Below are 24,170 nucleotides of genomic sequence, written 5' to 3'. Positions count from 1 at the left end.
ATCGGGAAGCTTTTCGCCTGGCTTTTGTAGAAAAGGTAACCGATCACCTTCATATTACAGGAAACAGCAAGCCGGTGACGCCGGATGGAGAATGCCTTTGTTGAGCAAGCAACCGATCGATCCGCGCCTCTACCGAAATGCGATGAGCCGCTTCGGAGGCCATGTGCAGCTCGTGACGACGGCAATCGGCAAGGAGCGCCGTGGCGTGACGATCACTGCCGCTTGCTCCGTATCTGATGACCCTGCGACCGTTCTGGTGTGCCTGAACAACAGCAATCCGAAGAACGACATCTTCTTCCGGAGCGGTATCTTTGCTTTGAATACGCTGGGTGCGCACCATCAGGCACTTGCCGATGCGTTTTCTGGCCGCACCCAGCTCAGCAACGACGAACGTTTCGCGACGGGCCGGTTCGACAAGCTCGTCACCGGTGCACCCATTCTTCACGACGCGCTTGCCTCCTTCGATTGCCGCGTGAGCGAAATCAAAGAAATGTCGACGCACCACATCATTTTCGGTGAGGTCGTGGCGGTCCGCTACAACGAGGCCAAGCCCGCGCTTCTCTATATGAACCGGGACTATCACACGCTATAACTTCCTGAAAAAGGGAGAAGACATGCCGGATCAAGCGCATCCGCCACTGCCGTCGTCGATCGACGAGACGATCGCGATGTTGGGCGATCAGGACTATCTGGCGGGGCGGGCGCTTGGCACGGTGCTGTTTCTTGCCCTGAAGATGAAGCGTCCTCTCTTCCTGGAAGGGGAGGCTGGTGTCGGGAAGACAGAGATCGCCAAGGTCCTATCAAAAGCTCTGGGGCGGCCGCTGATCCGCCTGCAATGCTACGAAGGGCTGGATATCGCCTCGGCCGTCTACGAATGGAACTATCCGGCGCAGATGCTGGAAATCCGCCTCGCGGAAGCGTCCGGACTTACCGACCGGGACAGAATAGAGTCGGACATCTTCTCGGAGCGCTACCTCATCCGCCGACCGGTGCTGCAGGCTCTGTCCAGTGCAGATGGTCGCGCACCGGTCTTCCTCATCGATGAGCTAGATCGTACCGACGAGGCATTCGAGGCCTTCCTTTTGGAGGTTCTTTCCGACTTTCAGGTGACGATCCCCGAGCTCGGCACCATCCGGGCCGCCGAACCACCAATCGTCATCATCACCACAAACCGAACGCGCGAAGTCCACGACGCGCTGAAACGGCGCTGCCTCTACCATTGGGTCGATTATCCCGATGTTCTGCAAGAGCTCGAAATCATTCGCCGCAAGGTACCGGGCTGCAATGCGGCGCTGTCCGCACAGATCGTCGCCTATGTGCAGCAGCTTCGCACACTGGATCTTTTCAAGAACCCGGGCGTTGCCGAGACGATCGATTGGGCGACCGCACTGACGGAGCTCGACCGGCTGGCACTCGATCCGGAAACGATCTCCGATACGATCGGAACGCTGCTGAAATACCAGGACGATATTGCGCGCATTCAAGGCAGCGACGGTGCGAAGGTGCTGGAAGACGTCAAGAGCGAGCTGCAAGCGGCAGGATAGCGCATGGACCCGACAAGCGGACAAGATGGGATCGTCGTTCCGCCACCTCCGGTCGGCGCCGGTCGATTTGCAGACAATATCGTCTTCTTTGCCAGAGCACTGCGAAAGGCCGGTATGAAGATCGGGCCCACGGCGATCGTTGATGCCATCGAGGCGGTCGCGGCAATCGGCATGGGATCGCGCGAAGAATTTCACGCCGCACTCTCGTCCGTCTTCGTCAAGCGACATGAGGACAAGCCGGTCTTCGACGAGGCGTTCCGTCTCTTCTGGCGCTCGCGCGACCTTGTCGAGAAGATGATCGCGTTGATGTCACCACGGGCGCCGGACACGCGCGAAAGGGAGAAAGCGAAGCCGGGCGAGAGCCGCGCCGCGGACGCCTTGCTTGGCGAACAAAAGGACAGCAAGCCGCTGCGGGATGAACCCGACATCGAGATCGATGCGCGCCTCACCATGTCGGGCAACGAGGTCTTCCGGCGGATGGACTTTGCGCAAATGTCAGCGATGGAGATTGCGGTCGCCAAGAGGGCACTCGCGAAACTGCAGTTGCCACTGGACAAGGTGCGCACTCGGCGCTTCCGGCCGTCGCATGTTCATTCGCACGTCGATCCGCGCGCCACCATGCGGGCGGCATTGCGCAACGGGGCGGGACTCATTCTTCCGCGGTACCGGGAGATCCGCGAGGTCCAGCCGCCCTTGGTGGTTCTCGCCGATATCTCCGGCTCGATGAGCCAGTACACGCGCATCTTTCTGCATTTTCTGCATGTGCTGACCGAGAAGCGCCGGCGGGTGCATACCTTCCTATTCGGGACGCGCCTCACGAATGTCACCAGGCAGATGCGCCACAAGGACCCGGACGAGGCGATGGATGAATGCGCCGCGGCGGTAAAGGATTGGTCGGGAGGAACGCGGATCGGTGAAACGCTAAAGGAATTCAATCGCCTGTGGGCCCGGCGCGTGCTGGGTCAGGGCGCGGTGGTGCTGCTTATCACCGACGGCCTGGAACGCGAGGACACGGAGCTGCTCGCGGCCGAGATGGACCGCCTGCACCGCTCATGCCGGCGACTGATCTGGCTCAATCCGCTGCTGCGCTTCGATGGCTTCGAGCCGCGAGCACGTGGTGTGCGCACAATGCTGCCGCACGTTGACGAATTCCGACCGGTTCACAATCTATCATCCTTGAGCGATCTCGCAGAAGCACTCGGCGCAACCAGGTCGACCACATACGACCCGCGCCGGTACCTCGGAACATTGAAAGGCATCGCATGACAGGGACATTTTTTGACCTTGATCCGTTGATGACGGCAGAAGCCTGGCGGAAAGGCGGGCGAGACGTTGCCATCGCTACGGTGATCGAGACGTGGGGCTCGGCGCCGCGACCGGCAGGGAGCCATCTGGTGATCGATCGTGATGGCAATTTCGAAGGGTCCGTCTCCGGAGGGTGCGTCGAAGGTGCCGTTATAGCCGAGGCTCTGGACGTGATCGCCGACGGCCAGGCGAAGATGCTCGAGTTCGGCGTTGCGGATGAAACCGCATGGCGCGTCGGCCTTTCCTGTGGTGGCCGCATTCGCGTCTATGTCGAAAGGCTCGATTGATGGATGCCGCAAATCTTGCGCGGCTCAATGATGCTCGCCGGGCTCGCAGGGGAGCCATATTGCTGACCGATCTTGAGAACGGCAGCGATAGCGTCGTCATCGAGGGAGATTCCGTGCAGCCGTGGTTGGTGCCTGCCGTTGAAGCTGCTTTTCGCTCGGGCAAATCGACGTCGATCGAGGTCGATGGGCATCGGTACTTTCTGAACGTGCATCTGCCGCCGGCCCATATCGTGATCGTCGGTGCCGTTCACATCAGCCAAGTCCTGGCGCAGATGGCATCTCTTGCGGGCTTCGATGTCCGCATCATCGATCCGCGCACGGCTTTCGCCACGCCAGAGCGATTCCTCGGCATCGATCTGACGGCGGAGTGGCCGGTGGACGTGCTCAATGATCGTCCGCTGGATGCCTATACGGCGCTCGTCGCGGTTACGCATGACCCGAAGATCGACGATTTCCCGATCACGGAAGCGTTGCGGATCGGTTGTTTCTACGTCGGTGCACTCGGCAGCCGCAAGACGCACGCGACGCGCCTGGAGCGGTTGCGCGCCGACGGTGTGGACGATGCCGCGCTCGCCAGGATCAGTGCACCCATCGGCCTCAATATCGGTGCGGCGAGCCCGGCAGAAATCGCGGTCGCCATTCTCGCGGAGATCGTCCAGACCCTGCGGACCCGCGAGATATCACCCACCGGTGACAAGAAATGAAGTTCGGGTCGTTTTCCATCGACGTCGCCGAAGGCGTGGTCCTCGCGCATGCGGTGAAGCTTGCAGGCGGCAGCCTGCCCAAAGGGCACAGGATCGACGCGGGTGACATCGTCAGACTGCGCGGCGAGGGTATAGAGCATGTCATTGCAGCGCGCATCGAGGCGGGGGACGTGGGTGAAGATGACGCGGCGGGACGGCTTGCGCAAGGCCGTCGCTCCCGACCACCTGCGCTTCTCGGAAGCGTCCACGGGGCGCGTGAATGTATATTCCACGGTCGACGGGCTGTTCGTCGCAAGCCGAAGTGTCGTCGATCGCCTGAACAGGGTCGATCCCGGCATAACGCTCGCCTGCCTCAACGACCATGTGCCTGTCCGGAACGGCGACATGGTCGCAACATTCAAGATCATTCCACTCGCGGTTTCGGGCGAGAAACTGGACAGGGCATGCGAAGTGCTGCGGGCGACGTCCGCTTTCGAGGTGAAACCTTTCGCCGGCAGGTCAGTGTCATTGATTGCGACGCAGCTGCCGTCTCTGAAGCCTGCGGTGACGGACAAGACGGCGCGCGTTCTTTCTCGCCGGCTCATCGTATCCGGTAGCCAACTCGTCAGGGAGGCAAGGGTCGCTCACCGTGCGGAGCCGGTTGCAGAGGCGCTCAGAGACGCATCGCGGCAGCCCGACGTAGCACCGAAAATGATTATCCTTTTCGGTGCGTCTGCCGTGATCGATGCGGAGGACGTGATTCCCGAGGCCATTCGGCAGGCTGGGGGCGAGGTCGTGCAGGTCGGCATGCCTGTCGATCCCGGTAACTTGCTCGTTCTCGGCCGCATCGGCAATATCCCGGTGATTGGGGCGCCGGGATGTGCGCGCAGCCCCAAGGAGAATGGCTTCGACTGGGTGCTCGATCGGATCCTGGTGGGTGAAGAGCCAAGTGCACTCGAGATCAGCGGCATGGGTGTCGGAGGTCTTCTGATGGAAATCCAAGCGCGGCCAAGCCTTCGCGAACCGGAGCCGCGATTGGCCCCCGCGGATAACGTCTTGACCGTCGTTCTTGCCGCCGGCAAAGCCAGACGGATGGGCAAGCGCGGTCCACATAAGCTGCTCGCGGAGTTTGACGGTGTGCCGCTCGTCCGGCGATCGGTGATGACGGCGATCGGTAGTCGGTCGTCGTCGGTCGTCGTCGTGACGGGGCATCGCAAAAACGACATCGAAGCGGCGCTGTCCGGGCTGAATGCAATGACCGTTCACAATCCTGACTACGCCTCGGGCATTGCCTCGTCGCTCTCGACAGGATTTTCCGTCGAGCAAGCGCGGGATGCGGATGGTATTCTGGTCATGTTGGCCGATATGCCGGGCGTTTCCAGCGGCGATCTCGATCGACTGATCGCAGCGTTCCGGCGATCCAACGGCCAGTCGATCATCCGTGCCGTGTCGCGCGGCAAGCGCGGCAATCCCGTGATCATGCCGAAATCGCTGTTTGATGAGGTTATGAGGCTGGAGGGTGACGTCGGGGCGCGGCATATCATCGAGACATCGGGCGTGCCTGTGGTAGACATCGATATTGGCGATTCCGCACATTTGGACGTGGATACGCCGGAGGCCGTCATCGCGGCAGGCGGCATTTTGAAGGGATAAGGGCAATGGATGCGGCGGCGATCGAAGAAATGTTTCAGGGCCTTGGTCCCGTCACCATCAAGCGCATGTTTGGTGGCAAGGGCATTTACCACATGGGCCGGATCGTGGCGGTCGAAGTGCGCGGCGAGATGTTGCTGAAGGCCGACGAGCGGAGTGCATCCGAATTCGCCGCGGCTGGGGCGACACAATGGACCTATGAAGGCAAGAAGGGAAGTCCAGTGAAGATGCCGTACTGGTCGATCCCGGACGATGCCTATGATGACCCTGATGTCATGGCACGATGGGTGCGGCTTGCCTACGAGGCCGCGCTCCGGGCGGAATGATCCTTAGAGCAGTTCGTCGGCCTTCAGCCGCTCCATCGCTGCCGCCGCAAAGGCGGAAAGCGGCTGCGGGAGTTCGCAACGGCTGAACCAGCCGAAGTCCGAGAGTTTGTCCGGCTCGGTGAGCTTCGGTTCGCCGTCAAACTCGGACGCTATATAGAGCAGGGAGATCCAGTGCTGTTCGTCCGCCTTGCTGATAAGTTCGGCAGGGCCGAGAAGACTGACGCGGCCGATCGATAGGCCGGTTTCCTCTTCCGCTTCGCGTCGCGCCGCCTGATCGGCTGGCTCCATATGATCCACCTTGCCGCCCACAATACTCCAGTGGCCGGCCTCAGGGGCGCGCATGCGCTTGTAGAGCAGGATCTTGCGGTCACGCAAAATCACCAGGCCAACGCCAAGGCCCGGAAAATCGATGCCCGGCGTACCCATGGTTCGTCAGATCTTGGCGTTGGCCGTGATCAGCATGAAGGCTGGAATCTCATCGCCAAAGCCGACAGGCGTCGGGCCGTCGTCGTGGTCCCGGTACCGGCGGCGATCGCGATTGTCATCGTTTGCCGGGTAAGGACGAGCGGCGCGCGTGTTGTGTTGCGGCTTGTGTTGTTCTGCTTTGCGCTCTTGCTTCACGCTTTCGACCTTTGCTGGTGCTGCTGTTTCCATCGTCTCGACGTCATTATCTGCGACGGCGATATCAGATTTATGACCTCCACGGCCCTTGGCGCGACCACGGTCCTTGTCTCGACCCTTGCGGCGCGAGCGATTGTCGTCGCGGCTGGGTTCGGGAGGGGGCAAGGCGGAAAGGTCGCCGCTCAACCACTCAACTTTTTCGCCGATCAGCTTTTCGATCGCGTCGGCATGTTTCTGGTCGTGGCGGGTGACGATGGTGAATGCAGCGCCGGAACGGCCTGCGCGGCCGGTGCGGCCAATGCGATGCACATAATCCTCCGAATGGATCGGAACATCGAAGTTGAATACGTGGCTGACGTCAGGAATGTCGAGACCGCGGGCGGCGACATCGGAAGCCACGAGAAGCTGGAGGTTGCCATCCTTGAAGTTCTGCAGCATGGCCATGCGCGAGCGCTGATCCATGTCACCGTGCAGAGCGCCGGCAGAAAAGCCGTGACGGTCCAGAGAACGGAAGAGCTCGGAAACGTCCTTCTTGCGGTTGCAGAAGATGATCGCGTTCTTGAGATCGGTCTGCGCTTTGACGAGGTCGCGCAAAACGGCGCGCTTCTCGTAATCCTTGCCATGCGAGGCGACGAAGCGTTGCGTTACCGTCTTTGCCGTCGATGCCGGCTTGGCGACTTCGATGCGTTCCGGATTCTGCAGGAAGCGATCGGCGAGCTTCTGAATCTCAGGCGGCATGGTTGCCGAGAAGAACAGCGTCTGGCGGGTGAACGGAATGAGCTTGGCGATACGCTCGATATCGGGAATGAAACCCATGTCGAGCATGCGGTCGGCTTCGTCGATGACGAGAATCTCAACGCCGCTCATCAAGAGCTTGCCGCGCTCGAAGTGGTCGAGCAGGCGGCCGGGCGTGCAGATCAGAACATCGGCACCGCGCTCAAGCTTGCGATCCTGATCTTCGAAGGAGACGCCGCCGATTAGCAGCGCGACATTCAACCGGTGATTTTTGCCGTACTTTTCGAAATTCTCCGCGACCTGCGCAGCCAACTCGCGGGTCGGCTCGAGGATCAGCGTGCGCGGCATGCGGGCGCGGGCACGGCCCTTTTCTAGCAGCGACAGCATCGGCAAGACGAAGGACGCCGTCTTGCCCGTTCCCGTTTGCGCAATGCCACAAATATCGCGGCGTTCCAGCGCAAAGGGAATGGCGCCAGCCTGGATAGGGGTTGGCACCGTGTAGCCCGCGTCGGTGACAGCGGAAAGCACTTTTTGGCTCAAGCCAAGATCAGCAAATGTCGTCAAAGGGAAAACTGTTTCCGTTCCGGTTCGGCCGTACTCTGATTGAGTCGGCGTGATTGCATGCCGCAATGCAGCGCGACATAAGCCGAAACTGTCCTTAAGTCAAGGAATACAGGCTTTGCGACCAGTGCAGAGGTAAAGAGGTGGTTAGTACCCGTAGTTACTTCATGTAACTGGCAAGCTTCAAGCCCGCGTTCATGAAATAAATGGGGTCAACGGCACGACCATCCTGGCGGACCTCGTAGTGTAAATGCGTACCGGTGGATCGGCCCGTGCTGCCCGCAAGGCCAATCACGTCAGTGCGGTCTACCTTGTCGCCGACCGTCACGAGAATTTCCGACATATGGCCGTAGCGCGTAGAAATACCGTTGCCATGATCCACCTCGACCATGTTGCCGTAGCCACCTGTCCAGCCTGCCGCGATCACCTTGCCGGGCGCTGTCGGGCGAACCTTCTCGCCGGGCGCAAAACGGAAATCGATGCCGGAGTGCAGTGCCAGGCGCCCGAGGAACGGATCGCGCCTGTTCCCGAACGAGCTGGTGATCTCCTTGCCAATGGCCGGGTTCTGGAACGGCAACGATTCCGCCGTGCTCCGCACCGCCTCCAGGCGGGTGAGGGCATCGTCAAGCTGCGAAAGCGAGGTATCGAAATCATCCGCGCTTTCAGGCTCGACATACGGTCCACCGACTGCGCTGTCATCCTCCTTCACGCGCTCGGCCGGCACCGAAATGCGGAAACGTGTCAGGACCTTCGATATGGCATTGGCGGTTCCGCCCGCGTCGCTTGTCAATTGCGCGATGCGATTGCGCTGCTTCTGCTCGATGTCCTTCAACGACAGCGTCACCTTGGAGAAAACACGGTCGGCGCGGTCGCCAACCGTTTCATGTGCTGGCACGTCAGCGAGGGTAGCGTCGTCGGAGGCCACGTCTTCCGGTGCGTCAGCCCCCGCGAGCTGATCTTCGATTGCCTGAACTGCACCGGAAAGCGAGGCATGCTTGTCTTTTGATTCGGGAGCGTAGGACTGCACCGGTGTCGTCTCCTTGCCGCCCAGTCCAGAATTCTCGGCGCGATCGAGAAGCGAGCCCAGCTTACCGTGGCGCGAGGTAAGCGCCAGTTGCTGCTCCATCAGCTTGTCGACCTTGTCTTCGACAACTTGCTGATCGAGCAATTGACGCGACGTAACGCGGTCCACCTGGGCGCGCAAAGCGGCGATGCGGTCTTCATAGTCATGCTGCATGCGCGCCTGTCTGGCCATCGCCGCGCCGATCAGGTCGTCACGCAGCACTAGATAGGACGTCGCTAGCAGATAGCCGATCGCAAAGACGCCGACGAAACAGAAACCGAGTGCTGCCATCCACGGCTTGACAGTCAGGTGACGGATCCGGTCGCCGCTCGCTAAGATCAGTATATGCTCTTGTTTTCGCTGACCGAATACGCGGCTATGCTGTGCATGCGTCACGGAAAATCTCCCAATTGACGGCCGATGCCCCAATTGCCACGATTACGCACCATTATGGTTAATATTTACTTAGGTCAGCATGGCTGTCGCTATCGGATCAGGCGTTGCTCGTCGATATCAGCGACCGGTAGAAGGACGGCGTCAGGCCCGCTTCGGCCCGCGCGATGTCGTTGAAGGGAGGCTTCAACGGACCGCGGAAATTGGCGCGCACCAATTCGTGGAATGTCCGTGCAGGATCCCGTTTTTCCCTGGAGCAGAGGAAGCGGAACCATTTGGCGCCGATCGCAACGTGACCTTTCTCGTCGTTGTAAATGACATCAAGGACGGCTGCGCTCTCCAGATCGCCGGATTCGCGCATTTTGGCCTGCAGCGACGGCGTGACGTCGAGCCCGCGGGCCTCAAGGATGAGCGGGACGACCGCAAGCCGCGCCGTCAGGTTATTTCTCGTCGAGTGCGCCGCCTGCCACAGGCCGTCGTGCGCGGGCAGGTCACCATAGTCTGCGTCGAGGTCTCTCAGGCGGGCGCGCACCATGCGGAAATGTTTCGCCTCCTCGAAGGCTACCTGCATCCACCCGTCGAAGAAGGAGTTCGGCACTGGCTCGGTGGCGAATCGGGCAACGATATCAAGCGCTAAGTCGACAGCGTTGAGTTCGATATGGGCGATGGCATGCAGCAGCGCGATGCGCCCCTTGACCGTATGCAAGGAACGCTTTTCGACCTGCGTCGGCGCGATCAGCTCTGGCTTATCCGGACGGCCCGGCCTCTCGGGCAGCGGCGCATCAAGCGGCGAACGCAGTGACAGCGTGCGACGGAACCAACGTTTAGCAGTCTCCTGGGCAAGCGTGGTCTTCTCATCGATATCGGTTGTGCGGATGGCGTCGATCGCTCCGCCGCGCAGGGATGTGACGCTGGACCGAGACGTCATCGCGTCAGGTTCTGCACAGCGGCAAGGACGATTTCAGCGTGGCCTGCCACTTTCACCTTCTGCCAGATCGTTCCGATCGTCCCATCCTCGCGAATGAGGAAAGTCGTGCGCTCCACACCCATGAAATTGCGTCCATACATGGTCTTCTGCTTCCACACACCATAGGCTTCCAGCGTCGTCTTCTCTTCATCAGACGCCAAGATGACCGCAAGGTCGTGCTTCTTGATGAATCGGTCATGGCACTTCACGGAATCGGGAGACATTCCGATAACGCCGGCGCCAGCTTTCTCAAATTCGCCAGCAAGCGCCGTGAAGGCGAGCGATTCCGCCGTGCACCCCGTCGTGTCATCCTTGGGATAGAAGAAAAGTACCAGCGGTTTGCCGCGGAAATGACCAAGCGAGACGCGGCCTCCGCCATCACGCGGGAGATCAAAGTCGGGCGCCGAAGTGCCGATGCTGATATCCGCCATGGAGAAACCTTTCTTTTGCCGAGTTTATGGATAACAGGTGATTTGCCAGATATATATTGGACGAACGATCGTCCAGCCAGTCTGGTCCAGACCACAAATTAAAGAGTTAGGCGAGACGCATGTCGGCGATCCGCGGCGAGAAAATTACATTCCGCAAGAAAGATATCGTCGCACTGCATGAGCTTCCCTCGGCGCAGGCCGAAGATCCCATCATCGTCAGCTGCCCACCAACGCGTTCGCGCATGCGCAGAACTGCTGGCGCCACGGGCGGCTGCGTTGCCGTTATTCTGTTCGTGCTCGCGGCGATTGTCTTCACGGTGGAAAGTGGCATATTCGACGCGCCGCTTTCGCGGCAGGCGCAGGCTGCCCTCAACTCCGCTATCGGGCCGCGCTATCGGGCCGAGGTCGGCTCGACGGTCATCCGCTTTACATCGAACCTGCGCCTTGCGCTCGAGGCGCGAGATGTCAACATGATCGACGAAAAGAGCGGCCAGCACCTGTCGACGACGCATGCTATGCGCATGGCACTCGACCCGCTGCAACTCTTCCGCGGTCGAATAGCGATTGCGCAGATCGAGGCGGAAGATATCGCGCTCGATACAGCGTTACTGCCGTCAGGAAAACCGCTCAAGCTCGATGATGTCAGGATCGACGAGATCCCGGACGCGCTGGAAGCGGCGTTTGCTCAACTCGACATGATCGACAGCTTCGTGGAGCGTAGCGGAACCCGGTCGGTCAAGCTCTCGGGCATCGACATCAAGCTGGCCGATACGGCAAACGGTCCACTCTCGATCGTAATCGACAGCCTGGCCTTCTCGAGGACACGCCAGGGCGCGCTGGCGTTGGATGGCGAGGTCGCGATCAACGGCAAACCGGCAACACTCAGCGTCGTCACTGAAATGGCCAGCGGGCATACTTCGAAGTTGACAGGGCAGCTGGCTGGCGTCGATCTGGGGCCGTTCACGCTCAAGCGAAACGTCGAAGGTCAAATCCGGCAAGGCATCGATGGCTCTGGAGACTTGGCGATCTCTGCCGTTCGTACCGGCGATCAAGCTTCGCCTGCGCTCGATGCCTCGATCGAGCTGAAGCCAGGGCACTTTTATATGGACGGCGACCAGCAGGAGTTGAGCGGCGGCAGCATCAACCTTGCCTATGATTTCTCCAAGCAAACGCTCGAGATCGCCAAGTCACGCGTTCAGTTCGGCGCGACGTCGGTACCGCTCACCGGTGCCCTTATCGATCTGGACAAGATCGATGCCTCCGCAGGAAAGGGCTTCGGTATCGATCTGCTTGTGAGTGGTGGCACGGCGGCGCCAACTGGATCCGGAGAGCAACCCCTTGCCTTCGATATCCAGGCGACCGGTCGGTACCTCGTTGCCAGCCGCGAACTGCAATTCGAGAATATGCGGGTTTCGAGCCCGGCCGGCGGCCTCTTCGGCTCCTTGCATGTCCGCTTCGGAGACGTCTCACCGGAGATCAGTTTTGCCGGTCAGTCGCCGCAGCTGCAGACAACGGCAGTCAAGCAATTATGGCCGTTCTGGATGGCGTCGAAGGGCCGAGAGTGGGTTGAACGCAACCTCTTCGGGGGCACCGTCAGCGACGCTTCAATCTCCGTCTTCATTCCGTTCGGACGCTTGGACGAGGCGGTCGGAAAGGGGCTGAAACTCGACGAGAACCAGATCCGCATTGCGTTCGACATCGCTGGTACGCGGATGAACGTGGTCGGCGACATCCCGCCGATCCGCGATACGAATGCGCATTTTGATTTGAGCGGTCCGCGCGCGACGATCTCGATCAAGAGCGGGACGGCGTTCTTCCCGTCGGGACGATCGGTAAACGTCGGCGAGGGTACGTTTCTCCTTCCGTCGACCTACGACAAGCCGCTCATGGCCGAACTCAATCTTCCCATTTCCGGCGCGGCGGACGCGGTCGGCGAGTTGTTGACTTACAAGCCCATCCAGGTATTGCAGCGTGCGGGCCTCGTGCCTGAGGATCTCACGGGCAAGGTGTCGGCGAACGTGCAGGCACGCCTGGGGCTGATCTCCTCGCAAAACCCTCCGCCGGCCGAATGGAAGGCGGTGCTGCAGCTTCAGGATCTCGATATCGCCAAGCCGATTTCGGGCCGTAAAATCACGGGCCTCGATGGCGTGCTGAACGCTGATCCGAAGCAGGTGAGCCTCGACGGAAAAGGGCTGATCGACGGCATTCCCGCCGGTATCGAGCTTGTCGAGCCAACAGATAAATCTTCGGGCGTTCGGCCGCAGCAAAACATTACCGCTACGCTCAACAACGATCAGCGGGAAAAGCTGCTACCCGGCCTCAACAACATCATCGATGGGAGCATCGACGTTGAACTCAATCGCATCGATCAGGACCGGCAAGGGGTCACGATCGACCTTGGACGGGCCCGCCTATCGCTGCCATGGATCGGATGGTCTAAGGGAAGCGGTATCGGCGCCACGGCTACGTTCGAAGCGTCCGGCCCGGCCGACAATACGCAGTTGAAGAACTTCGTCCTGAAGGGCGACGGATTCGGCGCGAACGGCTCTCTCGTCATCGGCAAGGGCAACCTGGTGAAGGCGGATCTCGACAGCGTCAAACTATCTTCTCTTGACGATTTTTCCGTTTCGGTGAAGCGCAACAAGGGAGGGCTTGATGTCTCCGTATCAGGCAATAGTGCTGATGCCCGTCCGATCATCTCCAGATTGAAGGCCGGCAGCAATGGCGAAAGCGACGACGACCAGAGCGGTAGCGTATCCATACGGGCCAAGCTTGGTCGCATCGTCGGCTTCAACGATGAGAAGGTGCGGAATGTAGACATGCTTTATGTTTCGGCGGATGGCAGGCTGCAGTCACTGAATTTCACCGGTGTCACCGACAGCGGCGAGGCGTTCGTCGCCCGGACGAAGGGCAATGGCGTCATCAATATCACGAGCGGGGATGCGGGCTCCGTCTCGCGTTTCGCCGATCTCTATCAGCACATGATGGGCGGCTTGCTCAATCTGCAGATCCGCCTCGGCGCGGGCGACAGCTGGGACGGGTCGATCGACATCAGGCGCTTCTCTCTCGTCAATGAGCAGCGCCTGCACTCGATCGTTTCGACGCCGGTCGGTCAGGAGCAACGGAGCCTGAATTCGGCGGTGAAGCGGAACATCGACACCTCTGCACAGCGCTTCCAGCGCGGCTTTGCCCGGATCGTTTCGAAGAACGGCGTGATCAGCATTGAGAACGGCGTCGTGCGTGGCGACCAGGTCGGCGCGGTGTTCCAAGGCATGGTGCGCGACCAGCGCGGAATGATGGACATGACAGGCACTTTCATGCCCGCCTATGGGCTGAACCGGCTCTTCGCCGAATTGCCTCTGATCGGCATCATCCTCGGCAATGGCACGGACCGCGGCCTGATCGGCATCACGTTCAAGCTGACAGGGAAATTGGAATCGCCCGATATGATCATCAATCCGTTGTCGATCATCGCGCCCGGCGTCTTCCGAAACATCTTCGAATTCCAATAGGCACGAAAAAGCCGGCGCGAGGCCGGCTTTCCTTTTCTGACGTTGGCCGCATTTAAGCGGCGCGTCGGATCAGGATGTGCTTCTTCTTGCCGAGCGACAGCTTGATGACGCCATCGGCGGTGATCTCGCCGCTGCCGATGATCCTGCGTTCGTCACTGACTGCCTGGTCGTTGATGCGCACTGCACCGCCCTGAACGTGGCGGCGCGCCTCACCATTCGAAGCGGCAAGGCCGGCGCGGACGATCAGCGACAGCAGGCCAATACCGTCGTCCAGTTCGGCAGCCGGGACCTCGACCGAGGGAAGGTCTGCGGCGAGGCCGCCTTCCTCGAAGGTCTTGCGGGCGGTTTCGGCAGCCTGTTCGGCGGCTGCACGACCGTGCAGGATCGCGGTGACTTCCGTCGCCAGGATCTTTTTGACCTCGTTCAGTTCTGAACCGGCGATGGCCGAGAGGCGCGCAATTTCGTCCATCGGAAGCGTCGTGAACAACTTCAGGAAGCGCGGTACGTCGGCGTCTTCGGTGTTGCGCCAGTATTGCCAGAAGTCATAGACCGGCAACAAATCGGCGTTCAACCAAACCGCGCCTGATGCCGACTTGCCCATCTTGGCGCCGGAAGAGGTAGTGAGAAGCGGCGAGGTCAGCGCGTAGAGCTGCGGCGTCCCCATGCGGTGACCGAGATCAATACCATTGACGATGTTGCCCCACTGATCCGAGCCGCCCATTTGCAAGCGGCAATCGTAGCGCTTGGCCAGTTCGACAAAGTCGTAGGCCTGCAGGATCATGTAGTTGAATTCGAGGAACGACAGCGACTGCTCGCGATCAAGACGCGTCTTGACGCTGTCAAAGGACAGCATGCGGTTGACCGAGAAGTGCCGACCGACATCGCGCAGGAATTCTAGGTAGTTCAGCGAACGCAGCCATTCAGCATTGTTGATCATCAGAGCGGCGTTGGCCGGCTTGTCGTAATCGAGGTAGTTGGAGAAGCAGCGCTTGATCGAGGCGATATTTTCTTCGATCGTCTCGATCGTCATCAGCTTGCGTGCCTCCTCCTTGAAAGAGGGGTCGCCGACCATGCCAGTACCGCCGCCCATGAGCGAGATCGGACGATGTCCGGTGGCCTGCAGCCAGTGCAACATCATGATCTGGGTCAGATGGCCGACATGCAAGCTCGATGCCGTCGGGTCATAACCGATATAAGCTGTTACCGTTTCCTTGGCGAAGAGTTCGTCGAGGCCCGATTCATCGGAGATCTGATGAATGAAGCCGCGCTCTTTCAGCGTGCGGAGGAAATCGGATTTGAACTCGGACATGACCTTTTGCTCTCGGGTGCGGATTTTCGGATTGGCTATTGTTGAAGTGACGCGGCGCGTTTAGCACTGTTTTGCCGAACAGTCACCATTTGGCAGGAATCTTCCAGCGAGGGGTCATGGAGAAGGTCAGGACCGCGATCGGCTTGATGAGCGGAACATCGATGGACGGTATCGACGTGGCGCTGCTGCGCACGGATGGCCGGGCGGTCGTCGAACGCGGGCCTTTCCTCAACGTTCCCTATGATCCGGCCTTCCGTGATCGGTTGAAGCTGGCACTGGAGCAGGCGAAGACCATTACCCAACGTGAGCAACGGCGGGGCGATCTGGCCTCTATCGAGCGCGAACTGACGTTACGGCATGTAGTTGCCGTTAGGGAATTTCTGGCTGCGAATGCGCTCGATGCGGCCTCGATCGATGTCATCGGCTTTCACGGGCAGACGGTGCTGCATCGGCCGGACGAGGCGTTGACCGTGCAGATCGGCGATGGGGCACTGCTGGCGCACGAGACGGGCATTTCGGTGGCCTACGACCTCCGTGCCAACGACATGGTGCATGGCGGCCAGGGTGCACCGTTGGTTCCGGTCTATCATGCAGCACTTGCCGCCAACCTCACGAACGCGGCTTTGCCGGTCTGCTTCGTGAATATCGGCGGGATTTCCAACCTCACCTATATCGGCGCAGACGGGGTCATCGTCGGCTACGACAGTGGACCCGGCAATACGCTGATCGACCAGTGGGTCGAGACCCATGCGGGTGTGCCGTTCGATCAGGGCGGCATGATCGCTTCGGAGGGTCGGATCATCGCCGAGCTGGCCGATCGTTATTTGAACAGCCCGTTCTTTACCGCGGAGAAGCGGCGCTCGCTCGACCGCAACGACTTTCCGCCGCCGTCGGGCGCAGATGCAGAACTTGCCGATGGTGCGCGCACACTTGCCTACGTCGCTGCCGCTTCGATCATCAAGTCCGCCGGTCACCTGCCGGTGACGCCGACGCTTTACATCGTCTGCGGCGGTGGTCGCCTCAATCGCGTGCTGATGCTGGATTTGAGAGATATCGCCCGCCGCCAGGGCGGCCAAGTGATTTCTGCGGAGGCGGCTGGTTTCAACGGGGATTCAATGGAGGCGGAAGCCTGGGCCTATCTCGCGGTGAGGTCGTTGGACGGCTTGCCGTTGACGTTTCCGGGGACAACGGGCGTGCGTGCGCCGGTGAGCGGCGGTGTTGTGGTGAAGCCGTGATGCAGCCGGTCATTCTGGAGACACCGCGCCTTGTCGCGGTCATGTGGGAATCAGACGATGCGGGCCTGATCCAGGAGCTTCCCTCGACCATCGAGACGACGCAATATCTCTCGGGTGCTGCTCCGTGGTCGCGAGAAGTTACGCAACTGGTTTGGCGAGCAAGCGCGGGACGGAATTACGAAATACAAGATCCTCGGCCGCGAGGACGATCGCTTCATTGGCCGCGCGGGGTTCTCGCTTTTCGGCGCTGAGCGGCAGGAATTCGAACTCGGCTATTCGCTTCGACGGCAGGAATGGGACAAGGGCTATGCGACGGAGATTGCGGCCTGGCTGGCGGACTGGTTCTTCGCGCGGAACTTCGCGTCGCGGTTTATCGCCTTCACGCATCCGGACAATGGCGCATCCCAGCATGTCCTAACGAAAATCGGCATGCGAAGCCGCATGCCGATGATCGTTGACGGATTGTCTTGCCCGACGTTCGAATTGACCGGCGGGATGCGGTCAGCCTAGCGAATCCGCTTGGCGGCCGGTTCGGGTACCAGTTCGCCGTTCAGGCGGCGATCGAGGTAATCCTCGCATTCGCCCATCAGGGTCTCGACTTGGCCGTTAAAGAAGTGGTTGGCGCCCGGCACCGTGCGGTGCGTGATCAAGATACCCTTCTGCGTCTTCAGCTTCTCGACGAGGCCATTGACATCCTTCTCGGGTGCCACCTTGTCGGCGTCGCCGTTGATGATGAGGCCGGAGGACGGGCACGGCGCGAGGAATGAGAAGTCGTAGGTGTTCGGCTGCGGCGCGATCGACATGAAGCCTTCGATTTCGGGCCGTCGCATCAGCAGCTGCATTCCGATCCAGGAGCCGAAGGAATAACCGGCGACCCAGCAGGTCTTCGAATCAGGGTGCAGGCTCTGCACCCAGTCGAGCGCAGATGCGGCATCCGAAAGCTCGCCGGCACCATGGTCGAACTCACCCTGGCTGCGACCGATTCCCCGGAAGTTGAAGCGCAATGTCGTGAACCCGCGCTTCTGGAACATGTAGAAGAGCTGGTAGACGATCTGGTTGTTCATCGTGCCGCCGAACTGGGGGTGCGGGTGCAGAATGAGGGCAATCGGCGCGCTCTTTTCCTTGGAGGGCTGGTAGCGGCCTTCAAGGCGGCCTGCGGGGCCGTTGAAAATGACTTCGGGCATCTGTACTCCGGCGTTTATTTCTTCGCGTTCACGCTGCGCAGACTTGACGAACGTTGTCAGCTTTTCTAAAACGCAGTTTAGAACAATTCGAAACTTGCATGGCGATCCACGCATTGTGGGATGTGTCATAAGGCAAGCCCGGCCGAAATTTCAAGGAAAATGAGCCGAGCCGCCTCGCAAGGATTTTAGCAGGACGAAAGATCATGGCGCCGCCACGCCTTTATCTCGATTGGAACGCGACTTCGCCGCTGCATCCGCAGGCGCGCGCCGCTGTTCTGCGCGCCATGGATCTGTTCGGCAACCCGAACTCGGTTCACGGCGAAGGCCGTACTGTCCGCGCGGCCATTGAACGTGCGAGGCGCCAAGTGGCAACGCTTGCGGGCGCCGATCCTGCGCATGTGATCTTCACGAGCGGCGCAACCGAAGCGGCCAATATGGTCCTGACGCCCGAGTTCAGGATGGGGCGGACGCTGCTCGCGATCGGCCAACTCTACTACTCGGCCGTCGAGCATCCCGCGGTGCGCGAAGGCGGCCGGTTCCCGAAGGAACAAACGACGGAAATTCCTGTTACCGAGGCCGGTGTCGTCGATCTCGATGCGCTTGGCACTTTGCTCGCAGCTCATGACAAATCGAGTGGCTTGCCGATGGTCGCGGTCATGCTTGTTAACAACGAGACCGGCATCGTTCAGCCGATCGCCGACGTTGCGAAGATCGTGCAGGCGCATGGTGGTCTGCTTGTCGTCGATGCTGTGCAGGCAGCAGGTCGTTTGAAGCTCGATATCAACGCATTCGGCGCCGATTTCATGATCATCTCGTCGCACAAGCTCGGCGGCCCGAAAGGCACCGGTGCGCTGATCACCCGTGGCGAAGTCCTGATGCCGCGGCCGCTGATCCATGGCGGCGGCCAGGAGAAGGGTCACCGCTCAGGGACAGAGAATTCACTTGCGGTGATCGGGTTCGGCGCCGCCGCCGAAGCCGCCGTTGCGGAATTCGATCAGCGCAATGAGGCCGTTTCGGCCCTGCGTGATCGATTGGAAACCGGAATGAAAGGGGCTGCGCCTGACGTCGTCATCTACGGCGGCGCGGGTCAACGCGTCTCGAATACGACCTTTTTCACCCTTCCGGGGCTTAAGGCCGAGACGGGCCAGATCGCCTTCGATCTCGAAGGTGTGGCGCTCTCGGCAGGTTCCGCCTGCTCCTCCGGCAAGGTCGGGGAAAGCCATGTTCTGGTTGCCATGGGGCGTGACCCCAAGCTCGGTGCTTTGCGCATTTCGTTGGGCTTTGCCACGACCGAAGAGGAGATCGACAAGGCGATTTCCGTCTTTGCGAAAATAGCCGCTCGACGCAAGCCGGCCGGGGAGGTGGCGTGACCACTTCATAAATTTGCGGAAACGCAAATTTCCGCTTGCCATTCGGGCTGAAAAGTCCCTTTTGGCCACCTACATACGAGGCAAAGGATACTGCCCGAACGACAAGCTGCCGGACCTTTTCTCCGGCGAGATTGGAGAATGACATGCCCGCCGTCCAGGAAACGGTCGATCGCGTCCGCGAGATTGACGTCGATCAGTACAAATACGGTTTCGAGACCATCATCGAAATGGACAAGGCACCCAAGGGCCTGTCCGAAGACATCATCCGGTTCATTTCCGCCAAGAAGCAGGAGCCGGAATGGATGCTCGAATGGCGTCTCGAGGCCTACAAGCGCTGGCTGACCCTGGAAGAACCGACCTGGGCGCGCGTCAATTATCCGAAGATCGATTTCAACGACATCTATTACTACGCCGCGCCGAAGAGCACGCCTGGCCCGAAGTCGCTTGATGAAGTCGATCCTGAAATCCTCAAGGTTTACGAAAAGCTCGGGATTCCGCTCAAGGAGCAGGAAATACTCGCTGGCGTCGAGAAACCGCGGATTGCCGTCGATGCGGTCTTCGACTCAGTCTCCGTCGTCACGACATTCAAAGAGGAGCTGAAGAAAGCCGGCGTGATTTTCATGTCGATCTCGGAAGCGATCCGCGAGCATCCTGATCTCGTGAAGAAGTATCTCGGCACGGTTGTTCCGACGAGCGACAATTACTATGCGACGCTGAACTCGGCTGTCTTTACCGATGGCTCCTTCGTGTTCGTTCCCAAGGGCGTTCGCTGCCCGATGGAACTGTCCACCTACTTCCGCATCAACGAGAAGAACACCGGCCAGTTCGAGCGCACGCTGATCATCGCCGAGGAAGGGGCATACGTCTCTTACCTCGAAGGCTGCACCGCGCCGCAGCGCGACGAGAACCAGTTGCATGCGGCGGTGGTCGAACTCGTTGCACTCGATGACGCCGAGATCAAGTATTCGACGGTGCAGAACTGGTATCCGGGCGACTCACAGGGCAAGGGCGGCATCTACAACTTCGTCACCAAGCGCGGCGATTGCCGTGGTCACCGGTCGAAGATCTCGTGGACGCAGGTCGAAACCGGCTCGGCGATCACCTGGAAATATCCCTCCTGCATCCTGCGCGGCGATGACAGCCGCGGCGAGTTCTACTCGATCGCCGTGTCCAACGGCCATCAGCAGATCGACAGCGGCACGAAGATGATCCATCTCGGCAAGAACACCTCGAGCCGCATCGTCTCCAAGGGCATCGCTGCCGGCGTGTCGCAGAATACCTATCGCGGCCAGGTTTCGGCCCACCGCAAGGCGTCAAACGCTCGTAACTTCACGCAGTGCGACTCGCTGCTGATCGGCGACAAGTGCGGCGCACATACTGTGCCATATATCGAAGCGAAGAACTCGACGGCGCAGTTCGAGCACGAAGCAACCACCTCGAAAATCTCCGAGGACCAGCTCTTCTATTGCCTGCAGCGCGGCATCCCGACCGAAGCGGCGATCGCCCTGATCGTCAACGGCTTCGTCAAGGAAGTCCTGCAGGAACTGCCGATGGAATTCGCCGTCGAAGCGCAGAAGCTGATCAGCATCTCGCTTGAAGGCAGCGTCGGCTGACGCAACACGACATGAATGCGCGAGGGCGCGTGGAGCGCGCCTTTCTCCGATTGCTTTTTATGGGACAAGACCATGCTTGAAATTAAGAACCTGCACGCCCGCATCGCCGAAGACGGCACCGAGATCATCCGCGGCCTGAACCTGACGGTAGAGGCTGGCGAAGTTGCCGCCATCATGGGCCCGAATGGCTCTGGCAAGTCGACGCTCTCCTACATCCTGTCAGGCCGCGAAGACTACGAAGTCACCGAAGGCGACATCCTTTACAACGGCGAGAGCATCCTGGAACTCGATGCTGCCGAGCGTGCCGCCAAGGGCATCTTCCTCGCGTTCCAGTATCCAGTCGAAATTCCCGGTGTTGCCACCATGCAGTTCCTCAAAGTCGCGATGAACGAACAGCGCAAGGCACGCGGCGAAGACGAGCTGAAGACGCCTGATTTCATGCGCCTTGTCAAGGACGCTGCCGGCAAGCTGCAGATCAACACCGAAATGCTGAAGCGTCCGCTCAACGTCGGCTTCTCCGGCGGCGAGAAGAAGCGCGCCGAAATCCTGCAGATGGCGCTGCTGCAGCCGCAGCTTTGCGTTCTCGACGAAACCGACAGTGGTCTCGACATCGATGCACTGAAGATCGTTGCCGATGGCGTCAACGCGCTGCGTTCGCCGGACCGCGCTGTCATCGTCATCACCCACTACCAGCGCCTGCTCGACTATATCGTTCCGGATACGGTTCACGTTCTCTACAAGGGGCAGGTGATCAAGTCGGGCGACAAGTCACTGGCGCATGAGCTGGAAGCCAACGGCTACGCCGACATCATCGACGCGGCAGCCTGATCTGGGCGGAAAGGACGAGTCTCATGAACATGCAGACGACGAGCCACCAGACCACCGCGGAAGCGGCGCTCATCGAGGCTTTCAACAACCAGATCGGCGAATTGCCGGGCGACGGTTCGGTCATCGCCATCCGCGACAGGCTGCTTGACGACCTGAAGAAGGCCGGCCTGCCGACGCGCCGCATCGAGGCCTGGCACTATACCGACCTCAAGACACTGTTGCGCGCCATCCCGGAACAGGCAGGCGACGCCGGCTCGGAAGCCCGCGACCCGCTGGTTGAGAAATCCTCGGTTCTTTCGGTTATTCAGGGTGTGCCGGATCTGAAGGCTTCAGTCGATGGCCTCGACATTTCGGGCTACGCGGCCCAGCTTTCGAACGGCACGGCTGCCACCGGCCTCGGCGCACTCGGCAGTGACGATGCGATCGGCCGCATCAACGGCAGCTTCGTGCGGAATGGCTACGTCATTGACGTCGCCGCCGAAACTGTGCTTGAGGAACCGCTCGAGATTCAGTTCGTTCACGCTGGCGGCCAGACGCACACACGCCTGCCGGTTAGCTTCGGCGCAAATGTAAAGGCGACGGTCATCGAACGTCACCTTGCAGTGACCTCCGATGCCGCCTTCGTGTCTCACGTCAGTGACGTCACGGTTGGCGAGGGGACGGAGCTCACCTGGATCATTGTCCAGCAGCAGGGCGCCGCGGATACGCACCTCGGCCAGATCCGTGTCGATCTCGGTGCCGATGCCAAGCTGAAGCTTTTCATCATCAATGCCGGCGGTAAGCTGGTCCGCCAGGAGTTGCACATCAAGGTAACGGGCGAGGGCGCCGACCTGACGCTTCGTGGTATCAACCTGCTTGGCGCTGAAACGCATACCGACGTTACCATGGTTCTCGGCCATAACGTTCCGCATACGGGCTCCACCGACGTGATCCGCAACGTCGTCTTCGACCGTGCCAAGGGCGTCTTCCAAGGCATGATCCGTGTCGCCCCTGATGCGCAGAAGACCGACGCCAAGATGGCGTGCAACACTTTGCTAATGTCCGACGATGCTGAATTCTCGGTGAAGCCGGAACTCGAGATTTTCGCTGACGACGTTCAGTGCGGCCACGGTGCGACGGTTGCCGACATCGACTACAACCATCTTTACTACATGATGGCGCGCGGCATTCCGGAGAACAAGGCGCGCGCAATGCTCGTCAATGCCTTCGTTGCCGAGATCGTCGAAGAACTCGAAGATGAAGCCCTGGTCGAGTCGCTGGAAAGCGTCATTTCGGCCTGGCTCGAAAAACACGCCTGATCGGATAGCGCCATGGACAAGATAGTTCCGGCAACCTCATACGACGTCGAAGCCATTCGCAAGGATTTTCCGATCCTTGCGAAGGAAGTCTACGGCAAGCCGCTGGTCTATCTGGACAACGGTGCCTCCGCGCAGAAGCCGCAGGCGGTTATAGACGCGATTTCGCACGCCTATTCGAGCGAATATGCGAATGTTCACCGTGGTCTGCATTTCCTTTCGAACGCTGCGACCGACGCGTATGAAGGCGCACGCGAAAAGGTGCGGCGCTTCCTGAACGCGCCTGATGTCAACGACATCGTGTTCACGAAGTCGTCGACGGAGGCAATCAATACAGTCGCCTATGGCTGGGGCATGCCGAAGCTCGGAGAGGGCGACGAGATCGTCATCTCGATCATGGAGCATCACTCCAACATCGTGCCCTGGCATTTCATCAGAGAGCGACAGGGCGCCAAGCTGGTTTGGGTGCCTGTTGATGACGAGGGTGCCTTCCATATCGAGGATTTCGAAAAGAGCCTGACCGAGCGCACGAAGCTCGTCGCCATCACGCATATGTCGAATGCGCTCGGCACCGTGGTGCCGGTCAAGGAAATCTGCCGCATCGCGCATGAGCGTGGCATTCCGGTTCTCGTCGACGGGTCGCAGGGAGCCGTCCATATGCCTGTCGACGTACAAGACATCGATTGCGACTGGTACGTGATGACCGGCCACAAGCTCTATGGCCCGTCCGGGATCGGCGTGCTCTACGGCAAGAAGGAGCGGCTTCGCGAGATGCGGCCCTTCCAGGGCGGTGGCGAAATGATCTTCGAGGTGACGGAAGATACCGTGACCTACAATGATCCGCCGCATCGCTTCGAAGCCGGGACGCCGCCGATCGTGCAGGCGATCGGGCTCGGTTATGCGCTCGACTACATCGACAAGGTCGGCCGCGAGGCGATCGCCCGCCATGAGGCGAATCTCGCCGCCTATGCCGCAGAGCGCCTACAGGCGGTCAATTCGCTGAGGGTCTTCGGCACGGCGCCGGGCAAGGGCGGCATCTTCTCTTTCGAGCTAGCCGGTCTGCATGCGCATGACGTGTCGATGGTGATCGACCGCCAGGGTGTTGCAGTGCGCGCAGGCACGCATTGCGCCATGCCGCTCTTGAAACGCTTCGGCGTCACCTCCACATGCCGGGCGTCCTTCGGGATGTATAATACACGCGCCGAGGTCGATGCCTTGGCCGATGCGCTGGAATACGCGCGCAAGTTCTTTGCTTAAG

General features: G+C 60.2%; 20 protein-coding genes and 2 pseudogenes. 15 read left to right on the top strand and 7 right to left on the bottom strand.

The features are described from left to right. Positions 1 to 97 precede the first annotated feature (97 nt). The 7 genes and pseudogenes from BSG20_RS14520 to BSG20_RS14490 all read left to right on the top strand — a co-directional run bounded on the left by BSG20_RS14520 (position 98) and on the right by BSG20_RS14490 (position 5,795). Positions 98 to 592 carry a flavin reductase gene (locus BSG20_RS14520; RefSeq protein ID WP_072376122.1) on the top strand — a complete coding sequence of 165 codons (495 nt, stop codon included), beginning with the start codon at positions 98 to 100 and terminating at the stop codon, positions 590 to 592. Between the two features lie 22 nt (positions 593 to 614). Then, positions 615 to 1,544: an AAA family ATPase gene (locus BSG20_RS14515; protein ID WP_072376124.1), complete on the top strand. Its 930-nt coding sequence runs from the start codon at positions 615 to 617 to the stop codon at positions 1,542 to 1,544. Positions 1,545 to 1,547: 3 nt separating this feature from the next. Beyond that, on the top strand, positions 1,548 to 2,810 hold the full coding sequence (locus tag BSG20_RS14510) for a vWA domain-containing protein (RefSeq protein WP_072376126.1): 1,263 nt from the start codon (positions 1,548 to 1,550) through the stop codon (positions 2,808 to 2,810). Continuing rightward, positions 2,807 to 3,136, top strand: a complete 330-nt coding sequence (locus tag BSG20_RS14505) for an XdhC family protein (RefSeq protein WP_072376128.1) — start codon at positions 2,807 to 2,809, stop codon at positions 3,134 to 3,136. Before BSG20_RS14510 ends, BSG20_RS14505 begins: the two co-directional genes overlap by 4 nt. Then, entirely contained in the window at positions 3,136 to 3,840 is a 705-nt protein-coding gene (locus BSG20_RS14500) for an XdhC family protein (RefSeq protein WP_072376130.1), read from the top strand. Before BSG20_RS14505 ends, BSG20_RS14500 begins: the two co-directional genes overlap by 1 nt. Further along, positions 3,837 to 5,472 (top strand): annotated as a pseudogene (locus BSG20_RS14495) (NTP transferase domain-containing protein). Before BSG20_RS14500 ends, BSG20_RS14495 begins: the two are co-directional and overlap by 4 nt. A 5-nt stretch (positions 5,473 to 5,477) precedes the next feature. Then, positions 5,478 to 5,795, top strand: coding sequence for a TfoX/Sxy family protein (locus BSG20_RS14490; RefSeq protein WP_024312723.1), 318 nt, complete (start codon positions 5,478 to 5,480; stop codon positions 5,793 to 5,795). Positions 5,796 to 5,798: 3 nt separating this feature from the next. On the opposite strand, the gene BSG20_RS14485 is transcribed toward BSG20_RS14490, so the two are convergent. From BSG20_RS14485 to BSG20_RS14465, 5 genes are all read right to left on the bottom strand, one after another. Next, a complete protein-coding gene (locus tag BSG20_RS14485) occupies positions 5,799 to 6,221 on the bottom strand; it encodes an NUDIX domain-containing protein (RefSeq protein WP_072376132.1) in 423 nt (140 codons plus the stop codon). Between the two features lie 6 nt (positions 6,222 to 6,227). Then, on the bottom strand, positions 6,228 to 7,715 hold the full coding sequence (locus tag BSG20_RS14480; RefSeq protein WP_072376134.1) for a DEAD/DEAH box helicase: 1,488 nt from the start codon (positions 7,713 to 7,715) through the stop codon (positions 6,228 to 6,230). A 157-nt stretch (positions 7,716 to 7,872) separates the two neighbouring features. Further along, positions 7,873 to 9,171 carry a M23 family metallopeptidase gene (locus BSG20_RS14475; RefSeq protein ID WP_072376136.1) on the bottom strand — a complete coding sequence of 433 codons (1,299 nt, stop codon included), beginning with the start codon at positions 9,169 to 9,171 and terminating at the stop codon, positions 7,873 to 7,875. Positions 9,172 to 9,268: 97 nt separating this feature from the next. Then, positions 9,269 to 10,096 (bottom strand): ferritin-like domain-containing protein, encoded by an 828-nt coding sequence (locus tag BSG20_RS14470; RefSeq protein WP_072376138.1) that lies wholly within the window; start codon positions 10,094 to 10,096, stop codon positions 9,269 to 9,271. Continuing rightward, positions 10,093 to 10,566, bottom strand: a complete 474-nt coding sequence (locus BSG20_RS14465; RefSeq protein WP_072376140.1) for a peroxiredoxin — start codon at positions 10,564 to 10,566, stop codon at positions 10,093 to 10,095. Before BSG20_RS14465 ends, BSG20_RS14470 begins: the two co-directional genes overlap by 4 nt. Positions 10,567 to 10,685: 119 nt before the next feature. Between BSG20_RS14465 and BSG20_RS14460 the strand changes: the two genes are divergently transcribed. After that, positions 10,686 to 14,078, top strand: coding sequence for a YhdP family protein (locus tag BSG20_RS14460; protein ID WP_072376142.1), 3,393 nt, complete (start codon positions 10,686 to 10,688; stop codon positions 14,076 to 14,078). A gap of 52 nt (positions 14,079 to 14,130) precedes the next feature. Here the strand turns inward: BSG20_RS14460 and tyrS are convergent, their stop codons facing one another. Beyond that, entirely contained in the window at positions 14,131 to 15,387 is a 1,257-nt protein-coding gene (gene tyrS / locus BSG20_RS14455) for a tyrosine--tRNA ligase (protein ID WP_072376144.1), read from the bottom strand. 116 nt (positions 15,388 to 15,503) lie between these two features. On the opposite strand from tyrS, the gene BSG20_RS14450 reads away from it, so the two are divergent. Both BSG20_RS14450 and BSG20_RS14445 read left to right on the top strand, forming a co-directional pair. Further along, on the top strand, positions 15,504 to 16,622 hold the full coding sequence (locus tag BSG20_RS14450; RefSeq protein WP_072376146.1) for an anhydro-N-acetylmuramic acid kinase: 1,119 nt from the start codon (positions 15,504 to 15,506) through the stop codon (positions 16,620 to 16,622). Continuing rightward, a pseudogene (locus BSG20_RS14445) lies at positions 16,622 to 17,132 on the top strand (GNAT family N-acetyltransferase). Before BSG20_RS14450 ends, BSG20_RS14445 begins: the two are co-directional and overlap by 1 nt. Here the strand turns inward: BSG20_RS14445 and BSG20_RS14440 are convergent. Further along, positions 17,129 to 17,806, bottom strand: coding sequence for an alpha/beta hydrolase (locus BSG20_RS14440; RefSeq protein WP_018902229.1), 678 nt, complete (start codon positions 17,804 to 17,806; stop codon positions 17,129 to 17,131). The pseudogene BSG20_RS14445 and the gene BSG20_RS14440 sit on opposite strands and share 4 nt — an antisense overlap. 203 nt (positions 17,807 to 18,009) lie before the next feature. On the opposite strand from BSG20_RS14440, the gene BSG20_RS14435 reads away from it, so the two are divergent. The 5 genes from BSG20_RS14435 to BSG20_RS14415 all read left to right on the top strand — a co-directional run bounded on the left by BSG20_RS14435 (position 18,010) and on the right by BSG20_RS14415 (position 24,169). Further along, complete coding sequence (locus BSG20_RS14435; RefSeq protein WP_072376149.1) at positions 18,010 to 19,176, top strand: cysteine desulfurase family protein; 1,167 nt, start codon at positions 18,010 to 18,012, stop codon at positions 19,174 to 19,176. A gap of 143 nt (positions 19,177 to 19,319) precedes the next feature. After that, entirely contained in the window at positions 19,320 to 20,789 is a 1,470-nt protein-coding gene (gene sufB, locus BSG20_RS14430) for a Fe-S cluster assembly protein SufB (RefSeq protein ID WP_072376151.1), read from the top strand. Between the two features lie 72 nt (positions 20,790 to 20,861). Beyond that, entirely contained in the window at positions 20,862 to 21,617 is a 756-nt protein-coding gene (sufC, locus tag BSG20_RS14425) for a Fe-S cluster assembly ATPase SufC (protein WP_072376397.1), read from the top strand. 23 nt (positions 21,618 to 21,640) lie between these two features. Next, a complete protein-coding gene (sufD, locus tag BSG20_RS14420) occupies positions 21,641 to 22,915 on the top strand; it encodes a Fe-S cluster assembly protein SufD (RefSeq protein ID WP_072376153.1) in 1,275 nt (424 codons plus the stop codon). A gap of 12 nt (positions 22,916 to 22,927) precedes the next feature. Continuing rightward, the gene (locus BSG20_RS14415; protein WP_072376155.1) at positions 22,928 to 24,169 is read left to right on the top strand and encodes a cysteine desulfurase; all 1,242 of its coding nucleotides are present in this window, start codon (positions 22,928 to 22,930) and stop codon (positions 24,167 to 24,169) included. Position 24,170 lies beyond the last annotated feature (1 nt).

This window comes from Rhizobium tibeticum, assembly GCF_900110205.1.
In the GTDB taxonomy this organism is placed as follows: domain Bacteria; phylum Pseudomonadota; class Alphaproteobacteria; order Rhizobiales; family Rhizobiaceae; genus Rhizobium; species Rhizobium tibeticum.
This window is presented reverse-complemented; position numbering and strand designations above follow the sequence as displayed.

Excerpts from the sequence above, each read along its gene's own strand:
- BSG20_RS14515 (WP_072376124.1), top strand. The coding sequence starts at position 615 with ATGCCGGATCAAGCGCATCCGCCACTGCCGTCGTCGATCGACGAGACG.
- BSG20_RS14510 (WP_072376126.1), top strand. The coding sequence starts at position 1,548 with ATGGACCCGACAAGCGGACAAGATGGGATCGTCGTTCCGCCACCTCCG.
- BSG20_RS14505 (WP_072376128.1), top strand. The coding sequence starts at position 2,807 with ATGACAGGGACATTTTTTGACCTTGATCCGTTGATGACGGCAGAAGCC.
- BSG20_RS14500 (WP_072376130.1), top strand. The coding sequence starts at position 3,136 with ATGGATGCCGCAAATCTTGCGCGGCTCAATGATGCTCGCCGGGCTCGC.
- BSG20_RS14490 (WP_024312723.1), top strand. The coding sequence starts at position 5,478 with ATGGATGCGGCGGCGATCGAAGAAATGTTTCAGGGCCTTGGTCCCGTC.
- BSG20_RS14485 (WP_072376132.1), bottom strand. The coding sequence starts at position 6,221 with ATGGGTACGCCGGGCATCGATTTTCCGGGCCTTGGCGTTGGCCTGGTG.
- BSG20_RS14470 (WP_072376138.1), bottom strand. The coding sequence starts at position 10,096 with ATGACGTCTCGGTCCAGCGTCACATCCCTGCGCGGCGGAGCGATCGAC.
- BSG20_RS14465 (WP_072376140.1), bottom strand. The coding sequence starts at position 10,566 with ATGGCGGATATCAGCATCGGCACTTCGGCGCCCGACTTTGATCTCCCG.
- BSG20_RS14460 (WP_072376142.1), top strand. The coding sequence starts at position 10,686 with ATGTCGGCGATCCGCGGCGAGAAAATTACATTCCGCAAGAAAGATATC.
- tyrS (WP_072376144.1), bottom strand. The coding sequence starts at position 15,387 with ATGTCCGAGTTCAAATCCGATTTCCTCCGCACGCTGAAAGAGCGCGGC.
- BSG20_RS14450 (WP_072376146.1), top strand. The coding sequence starts at position 15,504 with ATGGAGAAGGTCAGGACCGCGATCGGCTTGATGAGCGGAACATCGATG.
- BSG20_RS14440 (WP_018902229.1), bottom strand. The coding sequence starts at position 17,806 with ATGCCCGAAGTCATTTTCAACGGCCCCGCAGGCCGCCTTGAAGGCCGC.
- BSG20_RS14435 (WP_072376149.1), top strand. The coding sequence starts at position 18,010 with ATGGCGCCGCCACGCCTTTATCTCGATTGGAACGCGACTTCGCCGCTG.
- sufB (WP_072376151.1), top strand. The coding sequence starts at position 19,320 with ATGCCCGCCGTCCAGGAAACGGTCGATCGCGTCCGCGAGATTGACGTC.
- sufC (WP_072376397.1), top strand. The coding sequence starts at position 20,862 with ATGCTTGAAATTAAGAACCTGCACGCCCGCATCGCCGAAGACGGCACC.
- sufD (WP_072376153.1), top strand. The coding sequence starts at position 21,641 with ATGAACATGCAGACGACGAGCCACCAGACCACCGCGGAAGCGGCGCTC.
- BSG20_RS14415 (WP_072376155.1), top strand. The coding sequence starts at position 22,928 with ATGGACAAGATAGTTCCGGCAACCTCATACGACGTCGAAGCCATTCGC.